This window comes from Pseudomonas sp. 8_5_2, from assembly GCF_059295255.1.
Genome location: NZ_CM181238.1, coordinates 3,942,179 through 3,959,054 on the forward strand (window position 1 = coordinate 3,942,179; position 16,876 = coordinate 3,959,054).

Consider the following 16,876-nt stretch of genomic DNA (forward strand, 5'->3'; position numbering starts at 1 on the left):
CCGCGTCGCCATGGGACTAAAGTCACAACCGACCTGCAAATTTGCAGACAACGGCAAAAACGCCCCACAACAGTGCAAAGCCTCTAGAATAGGCCACCCCTCAGCCACCGAGCAGCTCATGGATATCGATCAGGCCCGTACTTTTCTGGAAGTCGTGCGTTGCGGCAGCCTGGTCGCCGCCGCCGAACGCCTGTTCGTGTCACAGACCGCAATCACCGCCCGTGTACAACGCCTGGAGCAGCAACTGGGCTGCCAGCTGTTCGTGCGCAGCCGCAGCGGCGCCAGCCTGACCAGCGACGGCGAGGCGTTCGTCAGCTATGCCAACCAGCTGGTACAGACCTGGGAAGCAGCGCGCCGCGATCTGCCACTGCCCGAAGGCTGCCAGCAGGTGCTGCATGTGGGGGGTGAGGTGAGCCTGGGCAACCCGATGATGCTCGACTGGGTCAGCGCCCTGCACCGCGAGCTGCCCACCCATGCCATTCGCAGTGAGGTCAGTGACGGCGAGTCGTTGCTGCGCAAGGTCGAAATGGGCCTGCTGGACGCTGCGCTGGTCTACCAGCCGACCTACGGGCCAGGCTTGCAGGTGGAGCAGTTGATGGAAGAGAAACTAATCCGCGTGCGCCGGGTCGACCAGCCAGACCCTTATATCTACATCGACTGGGGCGAAGCCTTCCGCCGCCAGCACGATGCCGCCCTGCCCGACTGCGCACGCCCGGCGCTGAGCTTCAACCTGGGGCCGCTGGCCCTGCAGTTCATTCTCGACCAGGGCGGCAGTGGCTACTTCCGCACCCGGGTGGTGCAGGCCTACCTGGACCGTGGGGTGTTCGAGCGCGTACCGCAGGCGCCGGAGTTCACCTACCCGACTTTCCTGGTTTACCCGCGCAAGCGCGACAGCGGCGCCCTGCAACAGGCCTTTGCCATCCTGCGCCGGCTAGTGGCCGCCGGCGCCAGCGACTGGTCACAGCGTTGGGACCCGGCTATCTGAGGCTTCGGCCTTGCTGAGCAACTGGCGCTTGAGGCCGGCAATCAGGTCGGTCTGGGTGATCACCCCGACCAGCGTGTCACCCTCGAGCACCGGCAGGCAATGCAGACCCTGCTCACACAATAGCGGCAGCAGGTGGTCCAGCGGGTGCTGACTGCTGACACTGATGACCCGCCGGCTCATCACCTGCTCCATGCGCACCACCTTGCGGCCAAACAGCCCGCGCCAGCCGCGACCACCACGCTGCATGGCCGGGCCGACCAGGTCGCTGAGGCTGACGATGCCGACCAGTTTGCCCTGCTGCAGCACCGGCAGGGTTTTCAGGTGGTGGCTGGCCAGCATTTTCCAGGCCTGCTCCAGGGTGGTATCGGGCGAGGCGAACTGTACATCGCGGGCCATCACCGAGCCCGCAGTGATGCCGCCAAGGCTGCGCTGCAGGGCGTGCTGCTCGGTGGCCAGGATGATGCGCTCCAGTTCATCGCGGGTGACGTCGACAAATTCACCCAGCTCCTCCAGGGCCTGGTCCAGGTCTTCGCTGCGGATGCCGACCCGCTCGCTGGGCAGCGGGTCATGGGTGTGGTGCAGGTCTTTGCGCGGCAGCGCACCTTTGGGGTAACGCACGCCCGTCAGCCGGTTGTAGATGATCGCCACCACCACCAGGATCAGCGCATTGAGCAGCACAGGCTCGAGCAGGTGATCGCCCATCGCGGTCAGGCCCGGGTCGGCAAGCACCGCACTCACCGCCACCCCGCCACCGGGCGGGTGCAGGCAACGCAGCAGGCACATCACCAGCAGCGAGATGCCCAAGGCAGCAGCGGCCACCCATAGCTCGGCGCCGAAACCCTGGCGCATGGCCAGGCCGACCGCGCCAGCCAGGGCGTAGCTGCCGAGCACCGGCCAGGGTTGCGCCAACGGCCCGGAATGCACCGCGAACACCAGCACAGCCGACGCCGCCAACGGGCCCAGCAGGTGCAAGGCGATGCTCGGCCCATAGGCCATGCTGGTCAGCCAGCCCGCGAGGAACAGACCGAGCAGCCCGCCAATACCGGCACGCAACCATTCTTTTGGGGGGATATTCAGGGGCGCGGGCAACAGCCGCTGCAGACGACTTTCGGAACGCGAGGCAGACATGTAGGTAATCGGGATCTGTGGTTATGCTGGTTAAAAAAGAAAGCCCAGCCGCGCTGGCCTGGGCCTTGTATTGCGAGCGCAATATCTTCAAGGGGGCTCCGTCCGTGGAGAGATGGAAACCGCAGGGTTTCATGAGGGGGATTTTGCCGGGTGGTGCGGGTTTGGGCTAATTCAAAAAAATGCGCCTGTACTGCAATATTATTGCAGTGGCGCTAGCGAGCCTTGCGCGGCAATTCGATACATATCCGCAACCCGCCCAGCGGGCTTTGCAGAAGCGCCAACTGCCCGCCCCAGGCCTCCACGATATCGCGCACGATGCCCAGCCCCAGGCCGTGCCCGTCAACCTGCTCATCCAGCCGCGAACCCCGCTCCAGCACCTGCTGTCGCTGGCCCTCCGGGATACCCGGCCCATCGTCATCGACCCACAGTCGATAACCGTCGGCATCCGCCGTGATGCCCAGGCGCACTTCGCTGTCAGCCCACTTGCAGGCGTTGTCCAGCAAGTTGCCCATCAGCTCCAGGACGTCCTCGCGGTCCCACGGCAGCAGCAAGCCGGCCGGTACATCCCTGGCCAGCAGCAGGCCTTCGCCATGAATCATGCCCAACGTCCCCAGCAGCCCGGGCAATTCGGCGTCACAATCGAACTGCGCGCCGGGCAGCGCGTCACCCGCCAGGCGCGCCCGGTTAAGTTCACGCGCCAGGCGCTGCTGGATCTGCTCCAGTTGCCCACGCATCTGCGCGCGCACCTCGGGCAAGTCTTTCAGGCGCTCGCTGGAGGCCAGGCTGAGCAACACCGCCAGCGGCGTCTTCAGCGCATGGCCAAGGTTGCCCAGGGCATTGCGCGAACGCCGCAGGCTGTCCTCGGTATGGCTCAGCAGGTGGTTGATCTGCCCCACCAGCGGCGCCAGCTCGCTGGGCACCTCGGCATCCAGCTGCGAGCGCTGGCCCTGCTGCAACTGGGCGATCTGCTGGCGCGCCCGCTCCAATGGCCGTAGCGAGCGGGTCACGGTAATGCGCTGCAGCACCAGCACCAGGATCAGCGCCACCAGGCCCATGCCCAGGCCGATCTGCTGCAGGCGCCGAAAGCCTTCGCGCACCGGTGAATAGTCTTGCGCCACAGTGATCGAGATATCCTGGCCCAAGCGTCGATAGTCCGCTCGCAACGCCAGCAACTGCTGCCCTTCCGGGCCCAGCTCATGGCTGTCGGAAAGGCCCGGCGCAGAGGGCTTGGACATGTCCAGGTCCCATAGCGAGCGCGAGCGCCAGGTGCCGTTATCGAAATCGATACGGAAGTAGTAGCCGGAAAAAGGCCGCTGGTAGGCCGCCGAAATACGCCGCTCGTCCAGCTGCAGCCCGGACGGGCCACGTACCAGGGCCACCAGCAGGTTCTCGCTTTCCTTGCGCAGGCCGTTTTCCAGGTAGCGCTGCAGTCCGGCCTCGAACAACCACAAGGTCAGTTGCGCCAGCACCACGCCGACCACCACCAGCACCGCCACCAGGCCAAGGCTGAGGCGCGCCTGGATCGACTTCACCCGGTACTCCCCGCGTAGATGTAACCTTGCCCACGGCGGGTTTCGATGACACTGCGGCCAAGCTTGCGCCGCAAGTGGTTGACGTGCACTTCCAGCACATTGGAGTCGCGCTCGGTTTCGCCGTCGTACAGGTGTTCGGCCAGGTGGCTCTTGGACAGGATCTGCTGCGGATGCAGCATGAAGTAGCGCAGCAGGCGAAATTCGGCGGCGGTCAGCTGAATATCCACGCCCTCGCGGCTGACGCACTGGCGACTTTCATCCAGGTGCAGGCCAGCGGCTTCCAGCGTCGGCTGGTTGGCCAGGCCGCGGGCCCGGCGCAACAGTGCCTGGATGCGCAGCTGCAGCTCCTCGGGGTGAAAGGGTTTGCTCAGGTAATCGTCGGCACCGGCCTTCAGCCCTTCGATACGCTCGGCCCACGAGCCGCGGGCAGTGAGGATCAGCACCGGCGTGGCCAGGCCGGCGGCGCGCCACTGGGCCAACACTTCCAGGCCGGGCAGGCCCGGCAGGCCAAGGTCCAGGATGATCAGGTCGTACGGTTCGCTCTGGCCTTGATACACCGCATCACGGCCATCGGCCAGCCAGTCCACGGCATAGCCCTGGCGCTGCAGGCCGGCAGTCAGTTCATCAGCCAGCGGCACATTGTCCTCGACAAGCAACAGGCGCATTCAGTCGTCTTCCTCGTCTTTGAGCAGGGCGCCGGTGCTGGCATCGAGCTTGATCTCGCGCACCACACCTTCAGCCGTGAGCACCTCTACTTCGTATTCGTAGCGGTCGTCGTCTTCTTCCAGCTCGGCCTCCAGCAAACGCGCCCCGGGGTGACGTGCCAGGGCGGTTTGCAGCAGTTGTTCGAGCGGCAGGATGATGCCCTTCTGACGCAGCTTCAGCGCTTCGTCCTGGTCAAGGTCGCGGGCCGCAGCAAGGGAGCATACGGCCAGCAGCGCCAGCGCCAGGTAGCGCGCCGGGCGTGGTAGGTGGATCATCAGTTGTCCCGCTCGTCCTTCAGGACTTCACCGGTCTTGGCGTCCAGCGCCACGTCCCACTCCAGGTTCTGGGTGTCGCGCAGTTCGACCTTGTAGATGTAGCGGCCGTACTCGTCTTCAAGCTCCGAGTCGGTGACAGTAGCGCCAGGGTGCTTGGCCACGGCGGCGGCCTTGAGTTCGTCCAGCGACTTGATGGTCTTGGCGTTGACCAGTTTGACCACTTCGTCGGGCTGTACGTCCTTGGCGAATGCGGCATTGGCGCCCAGGGCAAGGGCAGCGGCGGTGAACAGGGCAGTCAAGGTTTTCATCGGCATTCTCTCCTGAGAACTGTGCAAGTTGTCTACGGGGTTAAGATTAACCAGCGGTCCTTAATTCAACCTGAAAACAGCTGGCGGGATGATAGCGCAGCCGCGTGGCGATGGGGGCTTGGCGATGGGCCTGGCTTGAGGCATGAGGGGCGGCGGTCGATCTGATAGGCGCTGAAGATGCCAAGGCGAACTGTTAGACTGCACACACTATTGATTCATACAGAGCAAACCCGCGTGGAAATCTTCAAGGAATTTACTTTCGAATCCGCACACCGCCTGCCCCACGTCCCTGCCGGGCACAAGTGCGGCCGCCTGCACGGCCACTCGTTCAAGGTCGGCCTGCACCTGACCGGCCCGCTGGACCCGCACACCGGCTGGATCCGCGACTTCGCCGAGGTCAAGGCAATCTTCAAGCCGATCTACGAGCAACTGGACCACAACTACCTGAACGACATCCCGGGCCTGGAAAACCCCACCAGCGAAGTGATCGCCAAGTGGATCTGGGAACAGGTCAAGCCGCTGATGCCAGAGCTGTCCAAGGTGCGCATCCACGAGACCTGCACCAGCGGTTGCGAATACACCGGCGACTGACGTCGCTGCCGGCTAGCCCAAAGGCCTGGGGTGCGGCGGGACAGGCACGGTCATCACTTCCAGGCTTAGCGCCCCCCGCACGCCTTGGTGCGTAGCCAGATAGGGGCGGCCGAACTGTCGGTAACGCCTGACAGTCCGGCCCGACGGATCGATCAGCTGCAGATTGCTCAGCCGTTCACCCACCTCCAGCTGCCGCGGGTCGAGGCCCTCCACCCCCCACTGCGGGGCGTTGTGAGTACCGGCTGGCTGCGGGCTGCCCGACATGCCCAGATAGCCGAAATCCTTGGTCATCGCATATTCAAGTCGCGGCCAGAGGTAAACCGTCTTGCCGAAATAGGCGGGTCTGATTTCGTACGTGAATTGCCCGTATATCTGGTAAACGCCAAACCACAGGACGTCGCAGAGAATGCCAGGCCTCTTCACCCGCAGGCTGGAGGAAGGCTCGAGCGCGCCCTCCGGCTCCGCCCTTAACCAGCCATCCTCGCCATCGCCACTCTCGAAGCGCACCCACAGCGGCGCCAGGTGGTCGACAGCAGCGCCCCACTCCCCTTCAACCCGAACACCTCCCAGCTGCCACCAGCACCGCGCGTTGAAGCACAGGTCGGGCTTGAAGTTGTAGTTGCCCACGGAAGCGCTCCTCATTCGTTCACGAGGGCGCCAAGCTAGCCAGCCGGCTAACGGGTAAACAGAGGGAAAGGGCCTACTCGAACGCGCTTTTGAGGAAAGCCGGAGCGATGTACCGCTGGTAATGCGCTTCGGACAGCAGGAAGAATTCCCGGTCGATGGCGTCACGCAACTGCGGCAGCTCCCAGTCACGGAATTCCGGCAGCAACACCATGCCATACGCCTCCAGCTCTCGGATCATCCGCGCACCGCGGGCAATCAGCTGGTAAGCCCAGCAATATTCCGACTGCTGCTCGACAAAGCGGATGGAACGCTGCTCGAGTTGCTGGCGCAGCAGGCCTTTGTCGAACACTTCCAGTTTGGCCATCATCACCTGCACCAGCAGTTGCTCAAGGCGCAGCCACACCGCGCGCTTCTGCGCGTCGTCATAGCCGTTCCAGTTGATCACTTCGTGGTGAAAACGCTTGCAGCCACGGCACACCGTGTCTCCGTAAACCGTGGAGCACAGGCCGACACAAGGGGTCTTGATGGACTTGTTGGACATGAAAAACAACAGCTTGGCGGTGGGACACGCCCCCATGTTAGCCCTTTGTCTAACCAGGGTCACTGCTTAAAGTCATCTTTGCCGCCTTACCTTCGGGCGTTTTTTACCGTAGAATCATCCGGCCTTTTCGAAGGCAACAATGTCCGTTGGAAGCTGTTTTCAAAGCGTCACGAGCACAGTTAATCCGGTAGAACGGCGTTGGCCCGGGCCATGCACCCCTCGCATGCCCGCGCCAGCCCTCATCAGCTCCCCGTTCTGCAGGCGTAAAACTTTGAAAGCAGCTTCTGTAAGGATTCTTTGCGACCCTGGCTGGGCGGCCCACAAAGCCGTGGCAGCGCATGGGTGCATCGAATGCTGGATAAGCGTCCCGGACCCCCTTTAGGGACCACTGATGAGGGAAATAACTGTGCTTGAAGCCTACCGCAAACACATCGAAGAGCGTGCCGCCCTGGGTATCGTGCCCCAGCCGCTGAACGCCGAACAAACTGCAGGCCTGGTCGAGCTGCTGAAAAACCCGCCGGCCGGCGAAGAAGCCTTCCTCGTAGACCTGATCACCAACCGCGTACCGCCAGGGGTCGACGAAGCTGCCTACGTCAAGGCCGCATTCCTCTCCGCCGTCGCCAAGGGCGAAACCCAGTCGCCACTGATCGACCGCAAGCACGCCACCGAGCTGCTGGGCACCATGCAAGGCGGCTACAACATCGAAACGCTGGTCGCACTGCTGGATGACGCCGAACTGGGCGCCGTCGCGGCCGAGCAGCTCAAGCACACCCTGCTGATGTTCGATGCCTTCCACGACGTGGCCGAAAAAGCCAAGGCGGGCAACGCCCACGCCAAGGCCGTGCTCGACTCCTGGGCTGCCGGCGAGTGGTTCACCACCCGCCCGGCCATCGCCGACAAGTACACCCTGACCGTGTTCAAGGTGCCTGGCGAAACCAACACCGACGACCTGTCCCCTGCCCCGGATGCCTGGTCGCGCCCTGACATCCCGCTGCACGCCCTGGCCATGCTGAAAATGGCCCGTGACGGCATCGAACCTGAGCAACCTGGTTCGGTCGGCCCGCTGAAGCAGATCGAAGCAGTCCGCGCCAAAGGCTTCCCGGTTGCCTACGTCGGCGACGTGGTTGGTACCGGTTCGTCGCGTAAATCCGCCACCAACTCGGTGCTGTGGTTCTTCGGCGACGACATCCCGTACGTGCCGAACAAGCGCGCCGGTGGTTTCTGCTTCGGCACCAAGATCGCTCCGATCTTCTACAACACCATGGAAGACGCCGGCGCCCTGCCGATCGAATTCGACTGCACCAACCTGAGCATGGGCGACGTCATCGACGTCTACCCGTACAAAGGTGAAGTGCGCCGTCACGAAAGCGACGAGCTGGTTACCACCTTCGAACTGAAGACGCCTGTACTGCTCGACGAAGTCCGTGCTGGCGGTCGTATCCCACTGATCGTAGGCCGCGGCCTGACCGACAAGGCCCGCGCCGAGCTTGGCCTGGGCCCAGTCGACCTGTTCAAGAAACCTGAGCAGCCTGCCGCGTCCGACAAGGGCTTCACCCTGGCGCAAAAAATGGTCGGCCGTGCTTGCGGCTTGCCAGAAGGCCAAGGCGTGCGCCCAGGTGCCTACTGCGAGCCGAAGATGACCACCGTCGGCTCCCAGGACACCACTGGCCCGATGACCCGCGACGAGCTGAAAGACCTGGCGTGCCTGGGCTTCTCCGCCGACCTGGTAATGCAGTCGTTCTGCCACACTGCGGCCTATCCGAAGCCGATCGACGTCACCACTCACCACACCCTGCCAGACTTCATCCGCACCCGTGGCGGCGTGTCGCTGCGCCCAGGCGACGGCATCATCCACAGCTGGCTGAACCGCATGCTGATGCCTGACACCGTAGGTACCGGTGGCGACTCGCACACTCGCTTCCCGATCGGCATCTCGTTCCCGGCCGGTTCCGGCCTGGTAGCCTTCGCCGCTGCCACCGGCGTCATGCCGCTGGACATGCCAGAGTCGATCCTGGTGCGCTTCAAGGGCAAACTGCAGCCAGGCATCACCCTGCGTGACCTGGTGCATGCCATCCCTTACTACGCCATCCAGAACGGCCTGCTGACCGTCGAGAAGAAGGGCAAGAAAAACGCCTTCTCCGGACGCATCCTGGAAATCGAAGGCCTGGACGAACTGACTGTCGAGCAAGCGTTCGAACTGTCCGACGCCTCGGCCGAGCGCTCCGCTGCCGGTTGCACCATCAAGCTGCCGGAAAAGGCTATTGCCGAGTACCTGACCTCCAACATCACCCTGCTGCGCTGGATGATCGGCGAAGGCTACGGCGATGCCCGCACCCTGGAGCGTCGCGCCCAGGCCATGGAAGCCTGGCTGGCCAACCCTGAGCTGCTGTCGGCCGACGCCGATGCCGAATACGCCGAAATCATCGAAATCGATCTGGCCGACGTCAAGGAGCCTGTGCTCTGCGCGCCGAACGACCCGGACGATGCCCGCCTGCTGTCTTCGGTACAGGGCGAGAAGATCGACGAAGTGTTCATCGGTTCGTGCATGACCAACATCGGCCACTTCCGCGCTGCCGGCAAGCTGCTGGAGAAGGTCAAGGGCGGCATCCCGACCCGTCTGTGGCTGGCTCCGCCAACCAAGATGGATGCTCACCAGCTGACCGAAGAAGGCTACTACGGCATCTACGGCAAGGCCGGTGCGCGCATGGAAATGCCAGGCTGCTCGCTGTGCATGGGTAACCAGGCACGTGTGCAGACCGGTTCGACCGTGGTTTCCACTTCGACCCGTAACTTCCCGAACCGTCTGGGCGACGCCACCAACGTGTACCTGGCATCGGCCGAGCTGGCTGCTGTCGCTTCGATCATCGGCAAGCTGCCGACTGTCGAAGAGTACATGCAGTATGCGAAAGACATCGACAGCATGGCTGCCGACGTTTACCGCTACCTGAGCTTCGACCAGATCGCCGAGTTCCGCGAAGCGGCAGCCAACGCCAAGATCCCGGTGGTTCAGGCGTAAGCTGAGCAGCAAGTTGTAAGCTACAAGCTACAAGCTACAAGCAAAAGCCCCGGCAGAAATGCCGGGGCTTTTTTGTGTCTCCTGTGCTGGCCTCTTCGCGGGCAAGCCCGCGAAGAGGCCGGCACAGACAACCTCAAATCACAAACAACTCCACAAACCTGTGCACCGCCATCTGCTCCAGCCCTTGCTGGTCCTTGCACAGCTCGAAAATCTGCTGGCACCGCTGCCGCGCAAAGCGCGTCGCCAGGTTGGCCCTGAACTTGGCCTCCAGCAACGGTATCCCCTCTTCCCGCCGCCGCCGGTGGCCGATCGGGTATTCCACCACCACCTGATCGGTACTGCTGCCGTCCTTGAAGAACACCTGCAGCGCATTGGCGATCGAACGCTTGGCTGGCTCCAGGTACTCGCGGCTGAAGCGCGGGTCCTCCACTACCTCCATCTTCTCGCGAAGCCGATCGATGCTCGGGTGGTTGGCATGGAAGGCGTCTTCATAATGCTCGGCCACCAGATGCCCGAAAATCAGCGGCACAGCCACCATGTATTGCAGGCAATGGTCGCGGTCGGCGGCATTGGCCAGCGGCCCGCTCTTGGAAATGATGCGAATGGCCGACTCCTGGGTAGTGATGACGATGCGGTCTATTTCATGCAGGCGATTGCGCACCAACGGGTGCAGGGCTACCGCCGCCTCGCAGGCAGTCTGCGCGTGGAACTCGGCAGGGAAACTGACCTTGAACAGCACGTTCTCCATCACATAGCTGCCCAGTGCCTGTGGCACGCGCAGCTCCTGCTGGCCCGCCGGTTTGAGCGCCAGGTCCTTGTTGGTATGGCTGAACAGCACGTCGTAGAAGCCCCACTGTGGCGCCGTCAGCACACTGGGCACGCCCATCTCGCCGCGCAGGGCGATGTCGGCCAGGCGTACGCCACGGCTGGACGCATCGCCAGCGGCCCAGGACTTGCGCGAACCGGCGTTGGGCGCGTGGCGGTAGGTGCGCAGCGCCTGGCCATCGACAAAGGCGTGGGACAAGGCCGAGAGCATCTGCTCGCGGCTGGCCCCCATCAGCCTGGCGCACACGGCGGTGGAAGCCACCTTGACCAGAATCACATGATCGAGGCCGACGCGGTTGAAGGCGTTTTCCAGCGCCAGCACACCCTGGATCTCGTGAGCCATGACCATGGCTTCGAGCACATCGCCCATCAGCAACGGCGCCTCACCGGCAGCCACCCGCTTCTGCGACAGGTGGTCGGCAACCGCCAGGATGCCGCCGAGGTTATCCGAGGGGTGCGCCCATTCGGCGGCCAGCCAGGTGTCGTTGTAGTCCAGCCAGCGCACCGTGCAGCCGATGTCCCAGGCGGCCTTGACCGGGTCGAGACGGTAGGCGGTTCCGGGGACGCGGGCACCATTGGGCACCACGGTGCCTTCGACCAGGGGGCCAAGCAGTTTGGTGCATTCGGGAAACCGCAGGGCCAGCAGGCCGCAACCGAGGGTGTCCATCAGGCAGTTGCGCGCGGTGTCCAGCGCCTCGGGGGATTCGACCCGGTAGCTGAGGGCGTAGTCCGCCAGGGTTTGCAGTACCCGGTCGTAGTCCGGGCGGTCGTTGAGGTCTGCGTTGGCGCTCATATCCAGCTCCCTTCAAAAGTGCTGGGGCTGCCGTGCAGCCCATCGCCGGCAAGCCAGCTCCTACGGGGATCGCACAGCTCTGGAGACTTGTGCAGTACCTGTGGGAGCTGGCTTGCCGGCGATGGGCCGCACAGCGGCCCCGCTTGAAGCCGAGCGCCAGTGGTGCGTTAGAAGCTATCGCCAGGCACGCGAACCCAGCCCTCCATCAGCACGCGAGCACTGCGGCTCATGATTGCCTTGGTCACTGTCCACTGGCCATTCACCTGGCGCGCCTCAGCCCCCACTCGCAGGGTGCCCGAGGGGTGGCCGAAACGCACGGCGCTGCGCTCGCCCCCGCCAGCGGCGAGGTTGACCAGCGTGCCCGGAATGGCCGCTGCGGTGCCAATGGCCACCGCAGCCGTCCCCATCATTGCATGGTGCAGCTTGCCCATCGACAAGGCCCGAACCAGCAGGTCGATATCCCCCGCCTGCACCGCCTTGCCACTGGACGCAGTGTAGGCGCTCGGCGGCGCCACGAATGCGACTTTTGGCGTGTGCTGACGCCCGGCAGCCTGGTCGACGTTGTCGATCAGCCCCATGCGTACGGCGCCATGGGCGCGGATCGTCTCGAAACGCAACAGGGCCTGCGGGTCGCCGTTGATGGCGTCCTGCAGCTCGGCGCCGGTGTAGCCGAGGTCCGCAGCGTTGATGAAGATGGTCGGGATGCCGGCATTGATCAATGTCGCCTGGAACGTACCGACACCTGGCACCTCAAGGTCATCGACCAGGTTGCCGGTGGGGAACATCGCAGCGCCTGCGCCGTCTTCGTCGGCTGCTGGGTCGAGGAACTCCAGCTGTACCTCGGCGGCCGGGAACGTCACCCCGTCCAGCTCGAAATCGCCGGTTTCCTGCACCTCACCCTCGGTGATCGGCACATGGGCGATGATGGTCTTGCCGATATTGGCCTGCCAGATACGCACGGTGGCGATGCCGTTGCGCGGAACGCGCGCAGGGTCGACCAGGCCGCTGCTGATGGCGAATGAACCGACTGCCGCAGACAAGTTGCCGCAGTTGCCGCTCCAGTCGACGAAGGCCTTGTCGATGCTGACCTGGCCGAACAGGTAGTCGACATCATGTTCGGGCTTGATGCTGGGCGACAGGATCACGCTCTTGCTGGTGCTTGAAGTAGCACCCCCCATGCCGTCGATCTGCTTGCCATAGGGGTCGGGGCTGCCGATTACCCGCAGCAGCAGCGCATCGCGCGCCGGGCCGGGGATTTGCGCTCGCTCGGGCAGGTCTTGCAGGCGGAAGAACACGCCCTTGCTGGTGCCGCCGCGGATATAGGTGGCGGGGATTTTTACTTGCGGTACGTGAGCCATTGCGTTGCTGTCCTGTCTGATAATCATGAACCCCCGGGGCTGCCTTGCAGCCCAGCGCCGGCAAGCCAGCGCGATCCCTGTGGGAGCTGGCTTGCCGGCGATGGGCCGCACAGCGGCCCCGCTCTCATGGTTAGGCGGTCGCTTCGAGGAAGTCCTGGGCAAAGCGCTGCAGCACCCCGCCCGCTTCGTAGATCGACACTTCCTCGGCGGTGTCCAGGCGGCAGGTCACCGGCACTTCCAGGCGTTCACCCTGGCGGCGGGTGATGACCAGGGTCAAGGTCGCCCGCGGCGTCCGCGCACCCAGCACGTCATAGGTCTCGCTGCCATCCAGGCCCAGGGTCTTGCGGTCGGTGCCCGGCTTGAATTCCAGCGGCAACACGCCCATGCCCACCAGGTTGGTGCGGTGAATACGCTCGAACCCTTCGGCCACGATCGCCTCGACACCTGCCAGCCGCACCCCCTTGGCCGCCCAGTCACGGGACGAGCCCTGGCCGTAGTCGGCACCGGCGACGATGATCAGCGGCTGCTTGCGCTGCATGTAGGTTTCAATCGCTTCCCACATACGGGTGACCTTGCCTTCCGGCTCGATCCGCGCCAGCGAGCCTTGCTGCACGCTGCCGTCTGCCTTGCGCACCATTTCGTTGAACAGCTTGGGGTTGGCAAAGGTGGCGCGCTGGGCGGTCAGGTGGTCGCCACGGTGGGTAGCGTAGGAGTTGAAGTCCTCTTCCGGCAGGCCCATCTTCGCCAGGTACTCACCGGCGGCGCTGTCGAGCATGATGGCGTTGGACGGCGACAGGTGGTCGGTGGTGATGTTGTCGGGCAGCACCGCCAGCGGGCGCATGCCGCGCAGGGTGCGCTCACCGGCCAGGGCCCCTTCCCAGTATGGCGGGCGCCGGATGTAGGTGCTCATCGGACGCCATTCATACAGCGGGGCGACCTTCGGCCCGCGGTCTTCCTCGATGGCGAACATCGGGATGTACACCTTGCGGAACTGCTCAGGCTTCACTGCGGCACGCACCACGGCGTCGATTTCCTCGTCGCTGGGCCAGATGTCCTTGAGGCGGATTTCCTTGCCATCGACCACACCTAGCACATCTTTCTCGATGTCGAAGCGGATGGTACCGGCAATGGCGTAGGCGACCACCAGCGGCGGCGAAGCCAGGAAGGCCTGCTTGGCATACGGGTGAATACGGCCGTCGAAGTTGCGGTTGCCCGACAGCACGGCCGTGGCGTACAGGTCGCGGTCAATGATCTCCTGCTGAATCACCGGGTCAAGGGCACCCGACATACCATTGCAGGTAGTGCAGGCGAAGGCGACGATGCCGAAGCCGAGTTGCTCCAGTTCCTTCTCCAGGCCGGCCTCTTCAAGATACAACTGCACGGCCTTGGAGCCCGGCGCCAGCGACGACTTGACCCACGGCTTGCGGGCCAGGCCCAGCCTGTTGGCATTGCGCGCCATCAGGCCGGCAGCGATCACGTTGCGCGGGTTGCTGGTGTTGGTGCAACTGGTGATGGCGGCGATGATCACCGCGCCGTCAGGCATCTGCCCCGGCACGTCCTCCCAGCTGCCGGCGATGCCTTTGGCCGCCAGGTCGCTGGTTGCGACGCGGGCATGCGGGTTGGACGGCCCGGCCATGTTACGTACCACGCTCGACAAGTCGAAGCTCAGGGTGCGTTCGTAGACCGCCTCGGCCAGGCTGTCGGCCCACAGGCCAGTAGCCTTGGCGTAGGTTTCCACCAGCTTTACCTGATGCTCTTCGCGGCCGGTCAGGCGCAGGTAGTCGATGGTCTGCTGGTCGATGGCGAACATCGCTGCCGTGGCGCCGTATTCCGGCGCCATGTTGGAAATGGTCGCGCGGTCACCCAGGGTCAGGGCACGCGCGCCCTCGCCGTGGAACTCCAGGTAGGCGCCGACGACTTTCTGTTTACGCAGGAATTCGGTCAGGGCCAGCACCAGGTCGGTGGCCGTGATGTTCGGCGCCAGCTTGCCAGTCAGCTCGACGCCGACGATTTCCGGCAGGCGCATCCACGAGGCACGGCCGAGCATCACGTTCTCGGCTTCCAGGCCGCCAACGCCAATGGCGATCACGCCCAGGGCGTCGACATGCGGGGTGTGGCTGTCGGTGCCGACGCAGGTGTCGGGGTAGGCCACGCCGCGGTCGCTGTGGACCACCGGTGACATCTTCTCCAGGTTGATCTGGTGCATGATGCCGTTGCCTGGCTGGATCACGTCGACGTTCTTGAACGCCTTCTTGGTCCAGTTGATGAAGTGGAAACGGTCTTCGTTGCGGCGGTCTTCGATGGCGCGGTTCTTTTCGAAGGCTTGTGGGTCGAAGCCACCGCATTCCACGGCCAGCGAGTGGTCGACGATCAGCTGCACCGGCACCACCGGATTGACGGCGGCCGGGTCGCCGCCTTTGTCGGCGATGGCGTCCCGCAGGCCGGCAAGGTCGACCAATGCCGTCTGGCCAAGGATATCGTGGCACACCACGCGCGCCGGGAACCACGGGAAGTCGAGGTCGCGCTTGCGTTCGATCAGCTGGGCCAGCGAGGCGTCGAGGGTGGCCGGGTCGCAGCGGCGCACCAGGTTTTCGGCGAGCACGCGGGAGGTGTAAGGCAGGCCAGCGTACGCGCCGGGCTTGATCGCCTCGACCGCTGCGCGGGCATCGAAATAGTCCAGGTCAGTGCCTGGCAGGTGCTTGCGGAATGCAGTGTTCATAATTATCAGGCTCGGTCACGGTACGGTCGTGGATAGCTTTCCAATCGCTGTCATGTGTCGGCTGCTCCGGCCTCATCGCCGGCAAGCCAGCTCCTACAGGTACAGCGCAAGCCTCAAGGGCGGTGCAACACCTGTGGGTGTTGGCTGCTCCGGCCCGTTGCCGGCAAGCCAGTTCCCATAGGCACAGCACAAGCCTCGAGGGCGGTGCAACACCTGTGGGAGCTGGCTTGCCGGCGATGAGGCCGGAACAGGCCACCCCACAGGTTCGGTCGGTCAGCGCTGCTCGATCGGCACGAACTGGCGCTGATCGACACCGACATACTCGGCGCTTGGGCGGATGATGCGGTTGTTGGCGCGCTGCTCGAAGACGTGCGCCGCCCAGCCGGTCAGGCGCGAGCAGACGAAGATCGGGGTGAACAGCTTGGTCGGGATGCCCATGAAGTGGTACGCCGAGGCATGGTAGAAGTCGGCATTGGGGAACAGGCGTTTCTGCTCCCACATGGTCTTGTCGATGGCTTCGGATACCGGGTACAGCACTTTGTCGCCCACCTGATCAGCCAGTTGCTTCGACCAGCCCTTGATCACCTCGTTGCGCGGGTCGGACTCTTTGTAGATGGCATGGCCAAAGCCCATGATCTTGTCCTTGCGCTCGAGCATGCGCAGCAATTCGGCGGTGGCTTCCTGCGGGCTCTGGAAGCGCTCGATCAGCTCCATCGCAGCCTCGTTGGCACCACCGTGCAGCGGGCCGCGCAGCGAGCCGATGGCGGCGGTGACGCAAGAATACAGATCGGACAGGGTCGAGGCGCAAACACGGGCAGTGAAGGTGGAGGCGTTGAATTCGTGCTCGGCATAGAGGATCAGCGACACGTTCATCACTTTCACGTGCAGCTCGCTCGGCTTCTTGCCGTGCAACAGGTGCAGGAAGTGGCCACCGAGGGTGTCTTCGTCGCTGCTGCAGTCGATGCGCACACCATGATGGGTGAAGCGGTACCAGTAGCACATCACTGCCGGGAACAGCGCCAGCAGGCGGTCGGTCTTGTCGCGCTGGGCCTCGAAGGTGAGCTCTGGCTCCAGGGTGCCGAGCACCGAGCAGCCGGTGCGCATCACGTCCATCGGGTGGGCGTCACGCGGAATACGCTCCAGCACTTCTTTCAGTGCCTGGGGCAGGTCGCGCAGGCCCTTGAGCTTGTGTTTGTAGTCGGCAAGCTCGGCCTGGGTCGGCAGCTCGCCATACAGCAGCAGGTAGGCCACTTCCTCGAATTCGGCAGCGGCTGCCAGGTCACGCACGTCGTAACCCCGGTAGGTCAGCCCGGCACCGGCCTGGCCCACGGTCGACAGCGCGGTCTGGCCAGCCACCTGACCGCGCAGGCCTGCGCCACTGAGTACTTTTGCTTCGGCCATGGTGTTTCTCCTTTCTTGAATTTGTTATGGAAATCTGGCTAATAATTGAAACCTGGGCGGGCCCCTTCGTGG

Annotated in this window: 14 protein-coding genes; 3 read left to right on the plus strand and 11 right to left on the minus strand. The window is 64.1% G+C overall.

From position 1 onward, the window contains the following. The first annotated feature begins 118 nt into the window (after positions 1–118). Positions 119–985: a LysR family transcriptional regulator gene (locus tag AC5O5R_RS18115; protein ID WP_172228823.1), complete on the plus strand. Its 867-nt coding sequence runs from the start codon at positions 119–121 to the stop codon at positions 983–985. Here the strand turns inward: AC5O5R_RS18115 and AC5O5R_RS18120 are convergent. The 5 genes from AC5O5R_RS18120 to AC5O5R_RS18140 form a co-directional block, all read right to left on the minus strand. After that, positions 959–2,113: an HPP family protein gene (locus AC5O5R_RS18120; RefSeq protein ID WP_494514634.1), complete on the minus strand. Its 1,155-nt coding sequence runs from the start codon at positions 2,111–2,113 to the stop codon at positions 959–961. The two genes, AC5O5R_RS18115 and AC5O5R_RS18120, sit on opposite strands and share 27 nt — an antisense overlap. A gap of 212 nt (positions 2,114–2,325) precedes the next feature. Further along, positions 2,326–3,645, minus strand: coding sequence for an ATP-binding protein (locus AC5O5R_RS18125; protein ID WP_172228392.1), 1,320 nt, complete (start codon positions 3,643–3,645; stop codon positions 2,326–2,328). After that, positions 3,642–4,310 carry a response regulator transcription factor gene (locus tag AC5O5R_RS18130; RefSeq protein WP_172228394.1) on the minus strand — a complete coding sequence of 223 codons (669 nt, stop codon included), beginning with the start codon at positions 4,308–4,310 and terminating at the stop codon, positions 3,642–3,644. The genes AC5O5R_RS18125 and AC5O5R_RS18130 overlap by 4 nt, the downstream gene beginning before the upstream one ends. Continuing rightward, positions 4,311–4,625, minus strand: coding sequence for a PepSY domain-containing protein (locus AC5O5R_RS18135; protein ID WP_172228396.1), 315 nt, complete (start codon positions 4,623–4,625; stop codon positions 4,311–4,313). Beyond that, on the minus strand, positions 4,625–4,933 hold the full coding sequence (locus AC5O5R_RS18140) for a PepSY domain-containing protein (protein WP_172228398.1): 309 nt from the start codon (positions 4,931–4,933) through the stop codon (positions 4,625–4,627). Before AC5O5R_RS18140 ends, AC5O5R_RS18135 begins: the two co-directional genes overlap by 1 nt. Before the next feature lie 234 nt (positions 4,934–5,167). On the opposite strand from AC5O5R_RS18140, the gene queD reads away from it, so the two are divergent. Continuing rightward, the gene (queD, locus tag AC5O5R_RS18145) at positions 5,168–5,524 is read left to right on the plus strand and encodes a 6-carboxytetrahydropterin synthase QueD (protein ID WP_016392794.1); all 357 of its coding nucleotides are present in this window, start codon (positions 5,168–5,170) and stop codon (positions 5,522–5,524) included. Between the two features lie 12 nt (positions 5,525–5,536). Here queD and AC5O5R_RS18150 read toward each other — a convergent pair whose 3' ends face one another. Both AC5O5R_RS18150 and AC5O5R_RS18155 read right to left on the minus strand, forming a co-directional pair. Continuing rightward, positions 5,537–6,151: a hypothetical protein gene (locus tag AC5O5R_RS18150; RefSeq protein WP_172228400.1), complete on the minus strand. Its 615-nt coding sequence runs from the start codon at positions 6,149–6,151 to the stop codon at positions 5,537–5,539. Between the two features lie 73 nt (positions 6,152–6,224). After that, positions 6,225–6,692, minus strand: a complete 468-nt coding sequence (locus tag AC5O5R_RS18155) for a DUF1289 domain-containing protein (protein ID WP_172228402.1) — start codon at positions 6,690–6,692, stop codon at positions 6,225–6,227. Between the two features lie 406 nt (positions 6,693–7,098). Between AC5O5R_RS18155 and acnB the strand changes: the two genes are divergently transcribed. Beyond that, the gene (acnB, locus tag AC5O5R_RS18160) at positions 7,099–9,708 is read left to right on the plus strand and encodes a bifunctional aconitate hydratase 2/2-methylisocitrate dehydratase (protein ID WP_172228406.1); all 2,610 of its coding nucleotides are present in this window, start codon (positions 7,099–7,101) and stop codon (positions 9,706–9,708) included. Positions 9,709–9,841: 133 nt separating this feature from the next. Here acnB and prpD read toward each other — a convergent pair whose 3' ends face one another. From prpD to prpC, 4 genes are all read right to left on the minus strand, one after another. Continuing rightward, positions 9,842–11,326 (minus strand): 2-methylcitrate dehydratase, encoded by a 1,485-nt coding sequence (gene prpD, locus AC5O5R_RS18165; protein ID WP_172228404.1) that lies wholly within the window; start codon positions 11,324–11,326, stop codon positions 9,842–9,844. Positions 11,327–11,493: 167 nt separating this feature from the next. Further along, entirely contained in the window at positions 11,494–12,684 is a 1,191-nt protein-coding gene (prpF, locus tag AC5O5R_RS18170; RefSeq protein WP_494514635.1) for a 2-methylaconitate cis-trans isomerase PrpF, read from the minus strand. Between the two features lie 130 nt (positions 12,685–12,814). Next, positions 12,815–15,403, minus strand: coding sequence for a Fe/S-dependent 2-methylisocitrate dehydratase AcnD (acnD, locus tag AC5O5R_RS18175; protein WP_172285669.1), 2,589 nt, complete (start codon positions 15,401–15,403; stop codon positions 12,815–12,817). A 273-nt stretch (positions 15,404–15,676) separates the two neighbouring features. Then, on the minus strand, positions 15,677–16,804 hold the full coding sequence (prpC, locus tag AC5O5R_RS18180) for a bifunctional 2-methylcitrate synthase/citrate synthase (protein WP_172228869.1): 1,128 nt from the start codon (positions 16,802–16,804) through the stop codon (positions 15,677–15,679). Positions 16,805–16,876: the final 72 nt, after the last annotated feature.